Raw genomic sequence first — 16987 nt, forward strand, 5'->3', positions numbered from 1 at the left:
CCGGTTGGGTAAACTCTTCTCCGGTCGCAAAAAGACCAACCGATTCAACGATTGGAGCCCCTCGGATTCGTCACCGCCATGTGGAACGACCTTCCCGCCTATGACCTGTCCCATCTGACTTTTTTGATCGTGGACAGCAACAAGCACATGCGGACCATCGTCCGGCAGGTGCTAAAGGCGCTGGGCGCCCGATCCGTCTTCGAGACCAAAGAGGGCGCCGAGGCCTATCAGGCCATGAAAGCCATGAATCCGGATATTGTCATGTCCGCCATGATGATGGACCCGGTCAACGGGTTGGAGCTTTCGACCATGATCCGGACGTCCGTGGACAGCCCGAATCCCTATGTGCCCATCATCATGGTCAGCGGCCATACCGAGGAACATCACATCTACAACGCCCGAGACGCCGGGGTGGATGAATTCCTGGCCAAGCCTGTCTCGGCCCATACCATCTATTCACGGGTGGTTGAGGTGATTCGTCACCGGCGCCCGTTCGTCAAGTCGCGCAGCTATTTCGGTCCTGACCGGCGGCGCCGGGAAGACCCCAACTATACCGGGGCCCGCCGCCGCATTACCGACCAGGATGATAGCGATGAGAACATCACCATCCTCGCCGACGGGTAGTCAGGGCGCGCCGCCGATGAACTCGGCAACCAAGTCGGCCAGATCCTCCGCATAGAGGTCGGGATAGAAATGCCCGGCGCCTTCGAACAGCTCCAGCCGGGTGTCTGGGTCATTCACGCTCTTAACCGATTCGGCCAGTTGTGGGACAACTTTGTCATCGTCTGAGACCACAATCAGCTTCGGTGCTTTGATTTTCTCCAACAGGGCGGGCGTGTCCTTGCGCCGGTCGCCGTGGTAGTACTCGATGAAACTGCTCGGCGCCACATCGGCCTCGGCGCAATGCAGAAAGGGGATGCCCTTCATCAACTTGCCGCCGTGTCCGCCGTCCTGATAGCGCATGGCCTCGTCCATGCCCGCCAGCAATTCCTTGCCGAACTGTTTGCGGTAGGCCTTGGCCTCGGCGACGATCCCATAGGTCATGGGGGCGACCATAACCACATGGGTGATTTCCTTACCCGCCTCGGTGGCGGCGTACCAGGCCACCTGGTTGCCGCCCCGGGAATGACCATACAACGAGATGGGGCCAGCCTTTTGTTCCTTTAGCCAATCGATCCAGTTGCCGATCTCGTCGATGGCATCCTCGTGGCGGTGCTTGTGGGGTGTTGTGCAGTCATACATACCCTTGCGATTGTCCAGGCCCAGGCTGAGATTGATCGCCAGGCTGTTGAACCCCCGCTCGGCCATCAGTTCCTGCATGCCGCCGATGATTTCCATGTCCTTGTGACCCAGCGTGCCGTGAAGCATCAGCAAGACCCCATCGGCCAGGGTTTTTCCTTCGGCCACCACCAAATCGGCGTTCCAGGTCAGGTCTTTTGGCTTGATGGTCACTTCCTCGGCCGTGGCGGGAAAGGCCAGCAGCAAAGCGAACAGAACGGCGAGCAGTCTCGGGGTCATGCATCCCTCCCAATGGATTCTTTTGATTCGCCGGGAATTCAATACCGTCCCAGCCAACCATGCAAGAGCAGAGACAAACGCTTGCGCCCCTTTCTCATCAAGGCCGGGTTCTCCGGGTCGTACCCTGCCCCCTGAAGCGTGGCCAGATGGTCATCGACCAACAGGGCAGGCAGCAACAGGGGGTGCGCGGCCTTGGCGACTTGTTTGCGCAGGGCCCGCGCGCGGTTCAGATGCAAGCGGGCGCGGACGGTTACTCCCACCACGACCGCACTATCCCCGGCGGGTGGGTCCGGGAGAGGCAACAACCTTCGTCCCATGGAGCGGTGAAAGGGGACCGCGCGCACCAGTCCGATCAAGGCCCAGGCCAGCGCCACTTTCTCCACCGCCTCGCGGGTTTCATCGCGATCAATTCCAAGAATGGTCAGGGCCGCCCGCGCCAGGGGGGTCGATGTCTCGCGGGCATAGGCCTCCAAGGCATTGAGGTCGGCACAGGGGTCGCTCTCCATATCCCGCTCCCGGGCATCGATCAGGTCCTGCAAATGCTTCAGGGGCCAGATCCCCTGCTCCCGCAGGGCCGCCAACTCAATCAGCAGTTCGTGATCCCGCCGTTGTCCCTGGTCCAGGGCTTCCAGGGCCTCGCGCCACCATTGCAGCCTTATGCGGCCCAGCATCGGTTCCGATACCCGCTCACGAATGCCGGCAATCTCCAGATTGAAAGCCAGCAGGGCCATCACCGCCCGGCGCGGCTCGGCAGGCAGGAACAAAGCACAATAAAAGCGGTCGGGGTCCTGGCTTCGGACCTGTGTCAGGCAATAATCTTCCATGTGGATCAATATGCTTCGACGGAAGCCTGGAAGCGATTGAAAAATTCTCTTGCCAGTTCCCTTTTGCCCCTTCAAAACCCTCTCCGGACCCCCTATGTGAGGGGGGCTTCAAAATTTCTTTGGCCCTTTTAAGGAGGATTTCCCCATGGCATTTGAATTGCCCGCCCTGCCTTTCGCCCAGGACGCCCTCGAGCCGCATATGTGCGCCGAGACCTTGGACTATCACCACGGCAAGCACCACAACACCTATGTGGTCAACCTGAACAACCTGACCAAGGACAGCCCCATGGCGGGTCAGTCCCTGGAGGAAATCATCTCGGCCACCGCCGGTGACGCGGGCAAGGCGGGCATCTTCAACAATGCCGCCCAGGTTTGGAATCACACCTTTTTCTGGAACTGCCTGTCCGCCAATGGGGGCGGCGCCCCGACCGGTGACCTGGCCGCCAAGATCGATGCCGCCTTCGGCTCATTGGACGGTTTCAAGGAACAGTTCACTCAGGCTGCCTTGACTCAGTTCGGCTCCGGCTGGGCCTGGCTGGTGGTTGAAGGCGGTGAACTCAAGATCACCAAGACCGCCAATGCCGATACCCCCATCGCCCACGGCCAGACCCCGCTGCTGTGCATCGACGTGTGGGAGCATGCCTATTATATCGATCACCGCAACGCGCGGCCGAAGTTCGTCGAGACATTCCTCGGCAACCTGGCCAACTGGGACTTCGCGGCGGCCAATCTGGCCAACGCCTGATCCGACGCATGCCAATGCAAAGGGCCCGACCGGTTGGTCGGGCCCTTTTTATATGGAATAGGTGTTCAAGCTCTAATCGAGCAGACGCGACCACCAGCCTTTTCGGCGGGACTCCGACTGAACCGCATCCACATCGATGACTTCGGTCCCCGCCAGTGCCGGCGCCTCTTCCGGTTCCGGCTCGGGCTCGGGCTCGGGCTTGGGCTTGGGCTCCGGTTGTGCCTCGACGACTGGCTCCGGGGCGGCTTCCACCGGTGCCTCGGCGGCGACGGCTTCCTTCTTCTTACGCGGCGCGCGTCGACGAGCGGGTTTCTTGGGCTTCTCCTCTGGCTCGGCAGCTTCAGTGGTCTCGGTGGTTTCGGCTTCCGATACAGGAGCCGCTTGCTCCGTGTAGGCCTCTTGTTCTGGCTGCTCGCTGCCTTCGGATTCCGTGGACGGAGCCTGTTCGCCGGTTTCAGCGGGCGCGGCGCTGGCGGCACTCGCCTCTTCACCGTTTTCCGAACCATTTTCCTCGCCCTCGGGACGGCGCCGACGACGGCCTCCCCGGCGACCCCGGCGACGACGTTTCTTGGGGGCTTCTTCGTCACCATCTTCGTTGGTGGTAGATGCCGTGGCGCCCTCGGTGCCTTCAGTGCCTTCGGTGCCTTCGGATTCGCCTTCTTCACTCTTGGCGTCGCGTGACTCGGCGTCCATGGTCTCGCCCTCTTCGGGGCGCTTGCCACGACGGCGACGGCGGCGCTTGCGACGTTTGCTGCCGTCCTCGCCAGTGCCTTCCTCGTCATCCACGGGCTCGACCACCACGGGCAGCGCCTCGATCACCGGATCGTCGGCGCTCCGCGCCCGCAGACGCTCGATACGATGGTCTGGCGGAATCAGCGAGTCATCCCCCATCAACATAACCGAGAAGCCATAACGACTTTCGATATCGGCCAGGGCATCGCGCTTATAGTTGAGGATATACAGCGCCACGGAGGTTGCCACATGCACGGCAATCTCGGCCGCGCGGCCACGCAGGCCTTCTTCCTCTATGGCCCGCAATACATGCAGGGCGGTGGATTCTGTCGAGCGGATCACTCCCGTCCCGGCGCAATGGGGGCAGGATTCGAAGCTGGTCTCGATCAAACTCGGACGCAGCCGTTGTCGTGACAACTCCATCAGACCAAAAGGACTGATACGACCAATCTGGATCCGGGCCCGGTCAATCCGCATCGCTTCCTTGAGCCGCCGTTCCACATTGGTCTGATAGCGCGACACCTCCATATCGATGAAGTCGATAACGATCAGACCAGCCAAATCGCGCAACCGAAGCTGCCGGGCGATCTCGTCCGCTGCTTCCAGATTGGTCCGATAGGCGGTCTCTTCAATGTTGCGTTCTTTGGTGGAGCGTCCCGAGTTGACGTCGATGGACACCAAGGCCTCGGTGGGATTGATGACGATATAGCCCCCCGATTTGAGCTGTACGTCAGGCCCGTGCATGGCATCCAACTGACTTTCCACCTGATAACGGTGGAACAACGGCACCACGATGTCTTTGTAAGGTTGGACCTTTTTCGCATGCGACGGGATCAACATTTTCATGAAGTCCTTGGCGGTGCGATAGCCATCGTCGCCCTCGACCACCACTTCATCAATGTCCTTGTCGTATAGATCGCGGATGGAGCGCTTGATCAGGTTGCCTTCCTCGTGGATCAGGCACGGTGCCGCACTCTCCAGCGTCTGAGTACGAATGGTGTCCCAAACCCGCAGCAAGTAGTCGTAGTCGCGCTTAATCTCGGCCTTGGAGCGTTGCGCCCCCGCCGTGCGCACGATGACGGCCATGCCTTCGGGGATCGATAGGTCGCCGAGCACCGATTTCAGCCGCTTGCGGTCATTGGCGCTGGAAATCTTGCGGGAGATGCCGCCCGCCCGGGTGGTGTTGGGCATCAACACGCAATAGCGACCGGCCAAGGACAGATAGGTGGTCAGCGCGGCGCCCTTGTTGCCCCGTTCTTCCTTGACCACTTGAACCAGCAGCACCTGGCGCCGCTTGATGACTTCTTGAATTTTGTAGTTGCGATAGGAGTGGTATGGGCGTCGGGCCTCGGTTTCCTCGGCCACATCATCGCCGCCCAAAACCTCCAGGCTGGCGCCTTCGCCCTCGCCCTCTTCGCCGCCGTTGGTTTCGGCGGGTTCATCGACCTCGCCGTTAGCGGACTCGTCGTCGGGGGTTTCGGCGATCAGTGCTTCCCGATCGGCGACCGGGATTTGGTAATAGTCAGGGTGGATTTCACTAAAGGCCAGAAAGCCATGACGATTGCCGCCATATTCGACGAAGGCCGCCTGCAAGGACGGTTCGACGCGGGTTACTTTAGCGAGATAGACGTTACCCTTGAGCTGTTTGCGGGATGCGACCTCGACGTCAAAGTCTTCTAGTCGGTTCCCCATGGCCACCACGACCCGAGTCTCTTCGGCGTGGGTGGCATCGATCAACATACGCTTGGTTGCCATTGAATTCGGTACTCCAGACACCCGCCGACGACCCGGGGTTGCCCCTTGGTTCGGATCGGGTGAAGTTGAGAAATGCTCCGGCGACGCGCGCAGACCGGTCCAGAGGGCTATAAGAGCCGAATATCTGGGGAACGGTTTTCAACTGGCGGTCCTCTCCGGGAGCAAAGAATATTGCGTTTTACGGCATTGGAACAAGCGGCCCCATCGGGCTGGGAGCAAGCGACCCTTTATCCTGTGGGTGAAGCGAAGATCCGCGCCCTTTTTCAGGGGGTCCGCGAATCGACCCGGCACCCAGCCGAACCGAGCGACCGACGCCAATGCACTGTTAACATAACGGTAGGGATATCATTCGACAATGGTGTTAATGAGAGTTTTTAGCCTCGGCACCATACGGAGTCGGGTGAGGCTTGCTCCGTACTTCCATCGGGGTATGATGGCGAGCTCGCCCTTTCATCATACGGCGCGGGGGACGGGTCAACCGGAAATATTTGGCCATGGGCATGGACGAACCGAAAGAAACAAGAAAATCACGTAGCCGGATCCCGGTGGCGATCCTATTGCTGTTGGCTTGGTTCGCGGCCATCGGGGCGGCGCGCGCGGAAACATCCGGCGTCCCTTCGGTCCTCGACCTGCGGCTCGGCACCCATCCCGGGTATACCCGGTTCGTGTTGGAGCTCGATTCCCCCCTGGCCTTTCAGGTCTATGCCCTGCCCAATCCCTATCGGGTGGTCATCGACATGCCCGAAGTGGGTTGGCAACTGCCCAAGGAGACCCAATCCCACCGCGCAGGCTCCATCAGCGGGTTCCGCTATGGACTGTTCCGCCCCGGACAATCGCGGGTGGTGCTTGACGCCATCGCCCCAGTGGGTATCCGCAAGGCCTTGGTGCTGCCGCCGGGCAAAGGACTGGGCTATCGCTTTGTGCTAGATATGGAAACCGTCTCCGAGCAGGCCTTCAGAAAAGGCGTGGGGCAGGCCTCGGCCCGTGCCGTGGTTGCCGCCGCGCCCAAGGGCCGGCCTCCGGCCCCTCTCGCAGCCGAATCCGCCAAGCCGGCCGTGCACCACAATCTCCCCGATGATGTCATCTTGTTGGCCCGCCTCGGTCCGCCCAAGACCAAGCCCTTGGACCGCCTTCGCAAGCGAGTGGTGGTGCTGGACCCGGGACATGGCGGCATTGATCCCGGCGCCATCGGTGTCAGCGGCATCCATGAAAAGAACATCACCTTGGCCATGGCCCGGGAAGTGCGGCAGCGACTGGAGAAAACGGGTCGCTACAAGGTCATTCTCACGCGCAACCGGGATGTGTTCATCCGCTTGCGCGACAGGGTCAGCTACGCCCGGGACAAAGGCGGGGAAATCTTTGTTTCCTTGCATGCGGATACCATCCGCAACAAGCGTATTCGCGGCCTGTCGGTTTACACCCTGTCGGAAAAGGCCTCGGATAAAGAAGCCGCCCTGCTGGCCGACAAGGAAAACAAGGCGGACCTGATCGCAGGGGTGGACCTGACCCATGAATCCGATGAAGTCACCAATATCCTGATCGACCTGGCGCAACGGGAAACCATGAATCAGTCGGTGCAGTTTGCCGCCCAATTGGTCCGTGAACTCAAGCGGGAAACCAAGCTGCTGCGCAACACCCACCGCTTCGCCGGGTTTGCGGTACTCAAGGCCCCGGATATTCCGTCTGTGTTGGTGGAATTGGGCTTCTTGTCCAACCGCAAGGATGAAGCGGCGCTGCGTGATTCCCAATATCGCAGCAAGCTGGCCCGTGCCATTGCCAAGGGCATCGACGGCTATTTCGTACAGGTTGAGGAAGCCATTCGGCGCTGATCACCGTTTGACCACAAGCGGGTCACGAAATCGTCCTTTTTTCCGCTTAGTCTCTTTGCATCGGTCCATGTATATAAAGGGGCCGAAAAAGAGGTCTTACCATGGTGTTGCGTTTATTGGGGGTATTTACCGCTCTGTTTTTGCTGCTGAGCCTCATCGGCGCGGGCGGGGTGATGTATGTATTTTATACCTTTGGCAGTGGTCTCCCCGACTATCATCAGCTGAACGATTACGAACCCCCCGTGATGACCAGGATCCATGCGGGCGACGGTCGTCTGCTGGCCGAGTATGCCATCGAGAAACGCGTCTTCGTGCCGATCACCGCCATCCCCCGCCGGGTGGCACGCGCCTTTCTGGCAGCGGAAGACCAACATTTCTATGACCACATGGGCGTTGATCCCATAGGTGTGGCCCGGGCCATGGTCACCAACCTGCGCAATATCGGTTCCGGACGACGGCTACAGGGCGCTTCGACCATCACCCAACAGGTGGCGAAGAACTTCCTGCTGACCAACGAAGTCTCCTATCGCCGCAAGATCCAGGAGGCCATCCTCGCCCTGCGTATCGAGAAAGTGCTGACCAAGGACCGTATTCTCGAGCTTTACCTCAATGAGATCTACCTGGGCTATGGCTCTTACGGTGTCGCCGCGGCCTCTTTGAATTACTTCAACAAATCCCTGGGCGAATTAACCGTGGCCGAGGCCGCCTATTTGGCCGCCCTACCTAAAGCGCCCAACAACTACGATCCGATTCGCAAACGGGATGCCGCCGTCGAACGCCGCAACTGGGTGATCGGCCGCATGTTCGAAGAAGGCTTCGTTGATGCCGTCCAACGGGACCAGGCTTTGTCTGAACCGTTGATTGTCCGCGAACGCTCGGAAACGGAATTCGTCACTGCGGAATACTTCGCAGAGGAAGTGCGCCGCGAGTTGGCCGACCGCTACGGCGAGGACGGACTCTATAAGGGGGGCCTGTCGGTGCGCACCACCATTGACCCCAATCTTCAAAACATGGCGCAAAAGAGTCTGCGTGACGGGCTGATTGCCTATGATCGGCGCCATGGCTATCGGGGGCCGGTGGCCCGCATCGCCGCCGATGGCGCTCAATCGCTTCCTGCCGACTGGCTTGCCAAGCTGCGCGAGACCGCCGTCCCCAAAGGCCTGCCCAAGACCTGGTTCCTCGCTGCCGTCGACAAGGCAAGCAATGACAGCGCCGAGATCCTGTTCAGCGATGCCAGCAAGGGAACCATCCCCCTGGCCGAACTGCGCTGGGCCCGCGAAGCGTTGAAGGATCAGAAACGAGGACCATCCATAAAACGGGCCCGTGATGTATTGAAAGCCGGTGACGTGGTGTTGGTGGAAGCCGTCACCGAGCGCAAGAATTCCAAAGGCGAGGCAACCTCTTATCCCGAAGGCACCTATGCCTTGCGCCAGATGCCTGAAATTCAGGGCTCCCTGGTGGCCTTGGATCCGCATACCGGGCGGGTGCTAGCCATGGTCGGGGGGTTCTCGTATCAACAAAGTGAGTTCAATCGCGCCACCCAAGCCAAACGGCAACCGGGCTCGGCGTTCAAGCCCTTTGTCTACCTGGCGGGCATGGACCAAGGCTTCACGCCGTCGTCCATCGTGCTGGATGCTCCCTTTGTCATCGACCAAGGGCCGGGCCTGCCCAAATGGCGCCCGGCCAACTACACCAAGAAATTCTATGGCCCCAGCACCTTGCGGCTGGGCATCGAAAAATCACGCAATCTCATGACGGTCCGGCTGGCTCAGGAACTGGGTATGGAACGCATCGCGGACTATTCCGGTCGATTGGGGATCTATGACCGTTTACCGGAGCGCCTGGCCATGTCCCTGGGCGCCGGGGAAACCACCTTGCTACGGCTGACCACGGCCTACGCCATGCTGGTCAATGGCGGCAAGACCATTCGCCCCAGCCTGATCGACCGCATCCAGGATCGCAACGGTCGCACCGTCTTCCGCCATGACGACCGCCCCTGCCCCGATTGCGATGCCATGCGTTGGACCCGTCAGGCCGTGCCACGCGTCCCCGACACCCGCACGCCGGTGACCAGTCCGGCCAGCGCCTATCAGGTGGTTTCCATGCTCGAAGGCGTGGTGAAGCGGGGAACCGGGCGGCGAATTGCCTCTCTCAACCGGCCTTTGGCGGGTAAGACCGGCACCACCAACAGCAGCCTGGATACCTGGTTTGTCGGCTTTTCACCTGATCTGGCGGTAGGGGTTTTCATGGGGTTCGACGAACCGCGCAGCCTGGGCCGCAAGGAAACCGGGTCCAGTGTCGCCGCGCCGGTGTTCAAGTCTTTCATGGGCGCCGCCTTGAAAGATCAACCGACCATTCCTTTCCGTATTCCCGATGGTATCCGGCTGGTGCGCATCAATGCCCGTACCGGCAAGCTGGCGCGGGACTCAGACAGCAACGTCATCCTGGAAGCCTTCAAACCAGGAACCGTCCCCACCGCGCAATCGGAGGCGGAAGAAATGGATAGCCGCACATACGGCGGCAGCGGCGCGCCGGCACTGGGAACGGGTGGTCTCTACTGATCGAAAGTCAGATGGCGACGAATTCCGGTAAGCTCGCGGTGCCGAACCAGAAAGCTTCCAAGGCCCGTACCTTCTCGATGAAAGAGTTAAATTCAGGCGGCTTGACCACATAGGCATTGGCGCCATTGCGATAGCAGGCCTCGATATCCTCCGGCGCCGACGAGGTGGTCAGGGCGATAACCGGAATATCTTTGAGTTCGGCATCGTTCGACATGGCGGCCAAGACTTCTCGCCCATCCATGCGGGGCATATTCAGGTCCAACAACACCATGTGCGGCTTTTTCCGGTCGCCGTAAGAACCCTCGCGACGCAAAAAGGCCATGGCTTCTTCGCCGTTGACCACATGGTCCACCTCACAAGGCACTTTGCCGGCACGGAACGCTTCCTTGGTCAGGCGCGCGTCCCCCGGATTATCCTCGACAAGGAGAATACGTACGGAATGGTCTGAGGTGGTCACTTGTCCATCTCCCGGGTCAATTGGTCTCCTCACCCAGCCACATGCCAAGTGTATTGTGCCGACCCTAACGACTTCGATCCCCCAGAGCGCCCATCTAGAGCGCCCATCTAGAGCGCCCATCTAGAGCGCCCATCTAACGACGCCCCTTGTCCGCGACCCCATTACCGGCTACACCGAAGCCGGTATTCGCGCTCTGGCACTTGTTCCGCCGGAACCCGGATTATAGACTGTTATTACATCGCATACAACAGAGGCCATGATGCGCGCTGAAGTGGAAAACATTGTCCAGGAAATCAAGCAGTCGGTGGAACTGCTGAGGAGGCATCTTTGACTACGATCAAGCCTGCCTAAGACTGGAAGAACTCAACGCTCTCTCTGAATCCCCGGACCTGTGGAATGACGCCGCCAAGGCGCAAGCCCTGATGCGTGAGCGCAATCAGCTTGAATCCGGCCTTGGCGCCATCAACTCCCTAGAGCAAGACCTCACCGACAACTTGGAGTTGATCGAGATGGGGGAAGACGAGGACGATTCCGAGGTCGTCGAGGAGGCTGAAAACGCCATCAAGGGCATGCTTGACCGAGCCGCAAAGGCTCGTCTGGAAACCCTGTTGTCGGGCGAAGCCGACGCCAACAACTGCTTTGTCGAAATCCATGCGGGCGCGGGCGGCACCGAAGCTCAGGACTGGGCCGAGATGATGCTGCGCATGTACACCCGCTGGGCCGAGGCCCATGGCTACAAGCTCGATTGGATCGAAGAGAGCGCCGGGGAAGAAGCTGGAATCAAATCGACCACCATCAAGGTATCCGGCCACAATGCCTATGGCTGGCTGAAGACCGAAAGCGGTGTGCACCGATTGGTACGCATCTCGCCCTATGACTCCAGTGCCCGCCGTCATACCAGTTTCTCGTCGGTCTGGGTGTTTCCGGAAATCGATGACAATATCGAGGTCGAAATCCTGGACAAGGATCTACGGGTGGATACCTACCGCGCATCGGGAGCGGGCGGCCAGCACGTCAATAAGACCGATAGCGCCATCCGCCTGACCCACATCCCGACCAATATCGTGGTCCAATGCCAAAATGACCGCTCTCAGCATAAGAATCGCGCCACCGCCATGAGCATGATGAAAGCGCGTCTTTATGAACTGGAGCTTCAAAAACGCGAGGAAGCGGCCCAGGCGGAACATGAAGCTAAGACCGACATCGGTTGGGGCCACCAGATCCGCTCTTACGTGTTGCAGCCATACCAGATGGTCAAGGATCTACGCACCAATGTGGAGACCAGCAATACCCAAGGTGTTTTGGATGGGGACCTGGATGCCTTTATGGCGGCGGCCCTGGCGGCGCGGGTCGGAGGTGACGGCGATTAAGGCGGTAGCCCGCTTCCTGATCCTGACATTCTTGCTGCTGGCGGGCTTGCTGCTGGCGGGCGGCCCGGTTTCCGCTGTCCCCATCGATGGTCGCGACAGTCCCTATTTGGCCCTGCACCAAAACGATTTGGTAATTTGGCACGCTTGGAACGCGGAAACCCTGGCCTTGGCCCGGCGCGAAGGCAAACCGATTTTCCTTTCCATTGGTTATCTCGCCTGCCACTGGTGCCATGTGATGCAAGACGAGCATTTCCGCGATCCGGAAACCGCCGCGCTGATCAATCGGCTGTTCGTGCCGGTGCTGGTGGACCGGGAACAGCAACCGGATGTGGACGCGTTCTACATGGCCGCCGCCGCCAATCTGGGCCTGCCCACCGGATGGCCGCTCAATCTATTTCTCAATGGCGACGGCACCCCGTTTTTCGGCGGTGTCTATTTTCCGCCCGAACCGCGCAGCGGCATGCCCTCCTTCCGGCAAATCCTCGAGCGGGTCTCGCAAACCCATGCCCAGATGGACAGCGAGATCCGCGATCAAGGTCTGAGCCTCTACGCCACCTTGCGCAAAGCCAATCATGTTCCCTCGCCTGTCCCCGGCTTGGACCAGACCGCCGATCACTTGCTGGAACAGGTGGATAGCTTCGCCGGTGGGTTTGGCGTGGCCCCCAAATTCCCTTACATACCGGCCTTGGACCTGCTTTGGCGGGCCCACCTCCGATACGGGAAGGATCGCTATCGGGACGCGGTGATCGCCAGCCTGTCGCATATGATCCGGGGTGGCCTGCACGATCATGTGGGTGGCGGCTTTTACCGCTATTGCGTCGATGCCCAATGGCGGGAACCGCATTTCGAGAAGATGCTCGACGTCAATGCCCAGATGCTGGCGCTGATGACACGGGTATGGAAGGAAACCCGCGACCCGGTTCTCGAACGAACGATCCGCACCACGGTCCGTTTCCTGCTCGAGGATCTCCGACTGGAAAACGGCGGATTCGCTTCGGCCTTGGACGCCGACAGCCGCTCGCCGCGCACCGGGCGCATGACCGAAGGGGCCTATTATGTCTGGCGGGATCAGGATATCCGCCGGATTTTGGGCAAGGAAGGGGCGGACTTCCTTACCGTCTATGGCCTGGAAAACATGGAAGCCGGAGGGGTGTTGTTTACCCTCGACGACAGTCATCGCCCCGCAGCCCTGGAGCGCCTGCGCGAGGCCCGGGCCAAGCGTCCTCCGCCCCGCCGTGACGACAAGGTTCTGTTCGACTGGAATGCCATGGCCGCGGCCGCTTTGGCGGAAGCGGGCGCCGCATTTGCCGAGCCGTCCTGGATCGAGGCGGCGGAACAAGTTCTCGCGCTGCTGGCTAACAAACTGGTGACGCCCAGCGGCATCCCCGCCCATGTCCTGTATGGGGGCAAGGCCGCTCCCATCGCGGTCCTGGATGACCTGGCGCAGGGGGCCCTGGCCTCTCTGACTCTCTATGAGGTGACGGGCAGGAAAAGCTATTTGACGACGACGCGCGCTTGGCTCGACCGCGCTCGTTCGGCCCACGAGGATACGGAATTGGGTGGGTATTTTGCCTCGCCCCATGATGGCGCGCCGCTGCCCGTGCGCCTCAAGCCCATGCTGGATCACCCCAATCCCTCAGGCAACGCTTTGATGGTCGAAGCCCTGGCCCGGCTGTACTACCTGAGTGGCGATACAGAGCTGCGACAATCGGCCGATCGCATACTGGAGACTTTTTCCGGAAGCCTGGACGACTCCTTGGTCCATGCCGCCATGGTTGGCGCGGCGGATACATTGGCCGAGGCCCTGCAACTAGTCTTGGTGGGCAAGCGATCCGCACCGGATATGGCTCCGCTTCTGAATCGGGTGCTGAGGACCGATCTGCCGGGGCGGATCCTGCTGGTCAAGGCGCCCGAGTCCCGTCTCCCGAAAGGGCATCCCGCCCGGGACAAACCGCAATTGGAGGATCGGGCCACGGCCTATGTCTGTCGTGGGCAGGTCTGTTCCTTGCCTGTCACGACGTCCCAAGAGCTTTCCGACGTACTCCGCGACATGCGCCGGTTTCAAACCAGCGGTAAATAGTAGTCCCCCGTCAACCCGGCTCGATTTCGCGCAGGCTCATTGAATGGCGGCTTGATGCGCCCGCGAAATCGGGAACGCACCAGATGCTGATAGGCCTCGCTGGGTGTCTGATCGCGGTCCGCGCATGCCACGCCGAACCAGCGTACCCCGGCTGCCACATGGCTTTCCTCTTCTTCGCCGATCAGGGCCAGAATATCGGCACTTTCCCTGTCTCCGTTGCGGAGCAACCGGGCGACCGTCGGCGGTGTGGTATCCAACCCGCGTGCTTCCAACAGCATGGGCACAAGGGCCAACCGGGCCATAAGATCATCTTGGGTCGCTTCCGCCGCCTCCCATAAACCATCATGGGCCGGTAAATCGCCATAGACGGAACCAAGATCCAATAGACGTTGGTGCAACAACTCAAAATGGCGTGCTTCGTCTTCGGCGACCGCGACCCAGTCGTCAAAGAATGGCCGCGGGTGATCCATCCGCCCGAACCGCACGATCAGATCCCAGGCCAGGTCGATGGCATTCAGCTCGATATGGGCGATGGCATGCAGCAGGGCTACCCGCCCCGCCAAACCGCTTTTGGATCGTCGGGGCATATGGCGCGGGGCCCGTAGTTCCGGCATCCGCGGTCGCGCAGGCCGATCCGGCGCAGAGAATGACCCGGCCCCGATCTCGGTCACATCCCCGGCACGCCAAGCCCGGGCCAGATCGAAACTCCCCGCCACCTTGTCCAAGGGGTCGGGGGTTGTGAGGATATCCCGCGCAGCGGCACATAAAGAGAGCCGCTTTGTCACTCGGCGGCCCCATGCAGACAACGGTCGATTGTCTCTAGCAGATGGATGATATCCACCGGCTTGGTGAGGAATGCGTGGAATCCGCCCAGCTCGACTCGCGGATCTTTGCCCAACGCCGCGTCGGCACTGAGCGCGATCACCGGAATGTCACGGGTTTCGTCCCTGGCCCGCAATTGCTTCAAGGCCTCAATACCATCCATCCCGGGCAGGTTGATATCCATGAGGATCAGATCGGGTTTACGGGACAAGGCCAGTTCGATGCCCAATTCGGCGGTATGAGTGGAAACCATTTCAAGGTCCGCCCGCTCATCGATGATCTCTTCCATCAGCGCCAAGTTGGATGGGTTATCTTCCACATACAACAAGGTTCGTTTCGGTTGGTCGTTTTGGTGAATCTGCTTGTCGGTGTCTTTGCCCTCCAGCTTGGGGCGAAGCGGCCCCTGGTGAGCCGAGAGAGGCAGATCGACCCAGAATGTCGTCCCTTCGCCCTCCACGCTCTTGAAGCCGATCGCGCCCCCCATGTGCTCTACCAGCCTCTTGGTGATGCTTAATCCTACACCGCTGCCTTCCACATGGCTGTTTTCCGCGCCCAATCGTTCGAATGGCAGGAACAAAGACTGCTGGCGCTCCTCGGGGATTCCGCGTCCGGTATCGGAGACCTGGATTCGCACCCATTCCTCATCAAGGACCGAGACCGAAAAGATCACGCGCCCCTCTTCCACATTGTATTTGACCGCATTGGACAGCAGGTTCAACAGCACTTGCTTGAGGCGCGTATAGTCGGCCTCAATCACCGGCAAGGGGCTCACACAGGTCTGGTCTTCCAGCGTCACCTTGTGACGAACCGCCATATCGGCCACCAAGGCCAATGTGTCTTCGATCAGTTCCTTGGGATCGAAAGCTTCCACCGACAATGCCAGCTTGCCCGCCTCGATACGGGCCAAATCCAACACCTCGTTGATCAACTCCAGCAAGTGTTGGCCGCTTTTAACAATATGGGAGACGTGGGACTTCTGCTTGTCGGACAGCGGTTCCCTTTTGCTGCTCTCCAACAATCGAGCAAACCCCAGTACGGCGTTCATGGGTGTGCGCAGTTCGTGGCTCATACTGGACAGGAAATCGGTCTTGGCGGCGTTGGCCTTGTCGGCAGCTTCCTTGGCTTCCATCAATGACCGCGCCGCCTGTTGGCGTTCGGTGATATCGGAGACAATGCCGGTGAAGATATGACCGTCGGGGGTCTCGATTTCGCTCACCGACAACTCCACGGGAAACTCCGTGCCATCCGCATGACACCCCGTGACTTCCCGTCGCCTGCCGATAACGCTGGCCTTTCCCGTCCGTTGATAGGCGGCCAGGTATTCGTCATGCCGGGACCGGTCTGGTTCCGGCATCAACAGAGAAACATTCTGCCCGACCAGATCTTTGAGTTCATAGCCGAACATGGACGCCGAAGCGGAATTAGCCGCTAGGATCGTGCCTTTCTCATCAATAGTGACAATGGCATCGGCGGCGGCTTCAAAAATCATCCGCAGCCTTTGTTCCTTCTCCTTCAGTTCCTCGGTGCGCTGGCGGACGCGATACTCCAAATCAGCATTGAGTCGGTTCAGATCCTCATAGGACTCATGGAGCTTGGACCGCATGGTATTCAGGGCGGATACCAGATCGGTCAGTTCGTCGTTGCGATTCGGATTCCGTCGCTTCAATCGGAAAGGGGTATCCAGGTCCTCTAATGTAGAGGCCCTGGCCTGATCGGCCAACTGAGCCACCGGACGGGTTACCAGGCGATAGACCAGGAAAAAGACGAACCCGGCGGTCAACAAAATCTTCAAGGCGGTATCGAGAAATACTAAAAGTGCCTCGTCCATCACCCTGGAAAAAACCTGATCCACCCTGGCCACCACGGTCAGTTCCCCGATCCTCGTGATACTGCCCCGATAGTCGTAGGTGAGAACAAAGGTTCGGCTCAGATCCCCGGGCCTTTTGGCCTTGCCGGAACTGGCCAGAATCTCGCCTTTTTCATTGTGGACCGCGGCCATGCGAAAATCGGGAAGCCGCAGGATTCCATCCAGCAGCACGCCAAGCCCCGGCCTGTCCACCACCCAAACCGCTTCCGCTACCGCCCCAAGATAGCTTTGGCGGACCGCGTCAAAGCGCTCTTCAACCCGCGTCATGTCGCGGCGATAAACAGAGATCAGTTCCTGCGCCGTCACCACCACGGTCAGCACCACGGTGAACAGGGCCAACCATCCGATCAGCCGAAAGGCAAGACTACGCTTGGAAAGGTGACTGAACACCGGTAATAGCCTCGAAAATAGCGGAGCGAAATTCAGA

Annotated in this window: 12 protein-coding genes; 6 read left to right on the forward strand and 6 right to left on the reverse strand. The window is 60.0% G+C overall.

Going from position 1 to position 16987, the window contains the following annotated elements; genetic code table 11:
• Positions 1-51: 51 nt before the first annotated feature.
• Positions 52-624, forward strand: a complete 573-nt coding sequence (locus tag MGMAQ_RS11830; protein ID WP_198409117.1) for a PleD family two-component system response regulator — start codon at positions 52-54, stop codon at positions 622-624.
• Here the strand turns inward: MGMAQ_RS11830 and MGMAQ_RS11835 are convergent, their stop codons facing one another.
• Both MGMAQ_RS11835 and MGMAQ_RS11840 read right to left on the reverse strand, forming a co-directional pair.
• Entirely contained in the window at positions 625-1518 is an 894-nt protein-coding gene (locus MGMAQ_RS11835; protein ID WP_046021695.1) for an alpha/beta hydrolase, read from the reverse strand.
• Positions 1519-1556: 38 nt separating this feature from the next.
• Positions 1557-2342: a squalene/phytoene synthase family protein gene (locus MGMAQ_RS11840; protein WP_046021696.1), complete on the reverse strand. Its 786-nt coding sequence runs from the start codon at positions 2340-2342 to the stop codon at positions 1557-1559.
• 145 nt (positions 2343-2487) lie between these two features.
• On the opposite strand from MGMAQ_RS11840, the gene MGMAQ_RS11845 reads away from it, so the two are divergent.
• On the forward strand, positions 2488-3087 hold the full coding sequence (locus MGMAQ_RS11845) for a superoxide dismutase (RefSeq protein WP_046021697.1): 600 nt from the start codon (positions 2488-2490) through the stop codon (positions 3085-3087).
• Between the two features lie 72 nt (positions 3088-3159).
• Here the strand turns inward: MGMAQ_RS11845 and MGMAQ_RS11850 are convergent, their stop codons facing one another.
• The gene (locus MGMAQ_RS11850) at positions 3160-5559 is read right to left on the reverse strand and encodes a ribonuclease E/G (RefSeq protein WP_198409118.1); all 2400 of its coding nucleotides are present in this window, start codon (positions 5557-5559) and stop codon (positions 3160-3162) included.
• Between the two features lie 515 nt (positions 5560-6074).
• Here MGMAQ_RS11850 and MGMAQ_RS11855 point away from each other — a divergent pair.
• Both MGMAQ_RS11855 and MGMAQ_RS11860 read left to right on the forward strand, forming a co-directional pair.
• The gene (locus MGMAQ_RS11855) at positions 6075-7403 is read left to right on the forward strand and encodes an N-acetylmuramoyl-L-alanine amidase (protein WP_046023275.1); all 1329 of its coding nucleotides are present in this window, start codon (positions 6075-6077) and stop codon (positions 7401-7403) included.
• 101 nt (positions 7404-7504) lie between these two features.
• Positions 7505-9964, forward strand: a complete 2460-nt coding sequence (locus MGMAQ_RS11860) for a penicillin-binding protein 1A (protein ID WP_046021699.1) — start codon at positions 7505-7507, stop codon at positions 9962-9964.
• Between the two features lie 7 nt (positions 9965-9971).
• On the opposite strand, the gene MGMAQ_RS11865 is transcribed toward MGMAQ_RS11860, so the two are convergent.
• Positions 9972-10421, reverse strand: coding sequence for a response regulator (locus tag MGMAQ_RS11865; RefSeq protein ID WP_046021700.1), 450 nt, complete (start codon positions 10419-10421; stop codon positions 9972-9974).
• Between the two features lie 259 nt (positions 10422-10680).
• Here MGMAQ_RS11865 and prfB point away from each other — a divergent pair.
• Positions 10681-11791 (forward strand): peptide chain release factor 2 gene (gene prfB / locus MGMAQ_RS11870; RefSeq protein WP_148561056.1). Its coding sequence is split into 2 segments (ribosomal slippage): positions 10681-10749 and positions 10751-11791, totalling 1110 coding nucleotides; the frame shifts between segments, so codons are not numbered across the junction.
• Entirely contained in the window at positions 11739-13871 is a 2133-nt protein-coding gene (locus MGMAQ_RS11875) for a thioredoxin domain-containing protein (RefSeq protein ID WP_158498849.1), read from the forward strand. The genes prfB and MGMAQ_RS11875 overlap by 53 nt, the downstream gene beginning before the upstream one ends.
• Here MGMAQ_RS11875 and MGMAQ_RS11880 read toward each other — a convergent pair.
• Both MGMAQ_RS11880 and MGMAQ_RS11885 read right to left on the reverse strand, forming a co-directional pair.
• A complete protein-coding gene (locus MGMAQ_RS11880; protein WP_046021702.1) occupies positions 13853-14656 on the reverse strand; it encodes a ferritin-like domain-containing protein in 804 nt (267 codons plus the stop codon). The two genes, MGMAQ_RS11875 and MGMAQ_RS11880, sit on opposite strands and share 19 nt — an antisense overlap.
• On the reverse strand, positions 14653-16950 hold the full coding sequence (locus MGMAQ_RS11885; RefSeq protein ID WP_052716360.1) for a PAS domain S-box protein: 2298 nt from the start codon (positions 16948-16950) through the stop codon (positions 14653-14655). Before MGMAQ_RS11885 ends, MGMAQ_RS11880 begins: the two co-directional genes overlap by 4 nt.
• Between the last annotated feature and the right edge of the window lie 37 nt (positions 16951-16987).

Origin of the sequence: Magnetospira sp. QH-2 (genome assembly GCF_000968135.1) — a bacterium.
Lineage (GTDB): Bacteria > Pseudomonadota > Alphaproteobacteria > Rhodospirillales > Magnetospiraceae > Magnetospira.

What these genes read in the sequence shown, in the direction of transcription:
- MGMAQ_RS11835 (WP_046021695.1), bottom strand. Translation starts at nt 1,518, where the DNA reads ATGACCCCGAGACTGCTCGCCGTTCTGTTCGCTTTGCTGCTGGCCTTT.
- MGMAQ_RS11840 (WP_046021696.1), bottom strand. Translation starts at nt 2,342, where the DNA reads ATGGAAGATTATTGCCTGACACAGGTCCGAAGCCAGGACCCCGACCGC.
- MGMAQ_RS11845 (WP_046021697.1), top strand. Translation starts at nt 2,488, where the DNA reads ATGGCATTTGAATTGCCCGCCCTGCCTTTCGCCCAGGACGCCCTCGAG.
- MGMAQ_RS11850 (WP_198409118.1), bottom strand. Translation starts at nt 5,559, where the DNA reads ATGTTGATCGATGCCACCCACGCCGAAGAGACTCGGGTCGTGGTGGCC.
- MGMAQ_RS11855 (WP_046023275.1), top strand. Translation starts at nt 6,075, where the DNA reads ATGGACGAACCGAAAGAAACAAGAAAATCACGTAGCCGGATCCCGGTG.
- MGMAQ_RS11860 (WP_046021699.1), top strand. Translation starts at nt 7,505, where the DNA reads ATGGTGTTGCGTTTATTGGGGGTATTTACCGCTCTGTTTTTGCTGCTG.
- MGMAQ_RS11875 (WP_158498849.1), top strand. Translation starts at nt 11,739, where the DNA reads ATGCCTTTATGGCGGCGGCCCTGGCGGCGCGGGTCGGAGGTGACGGCG.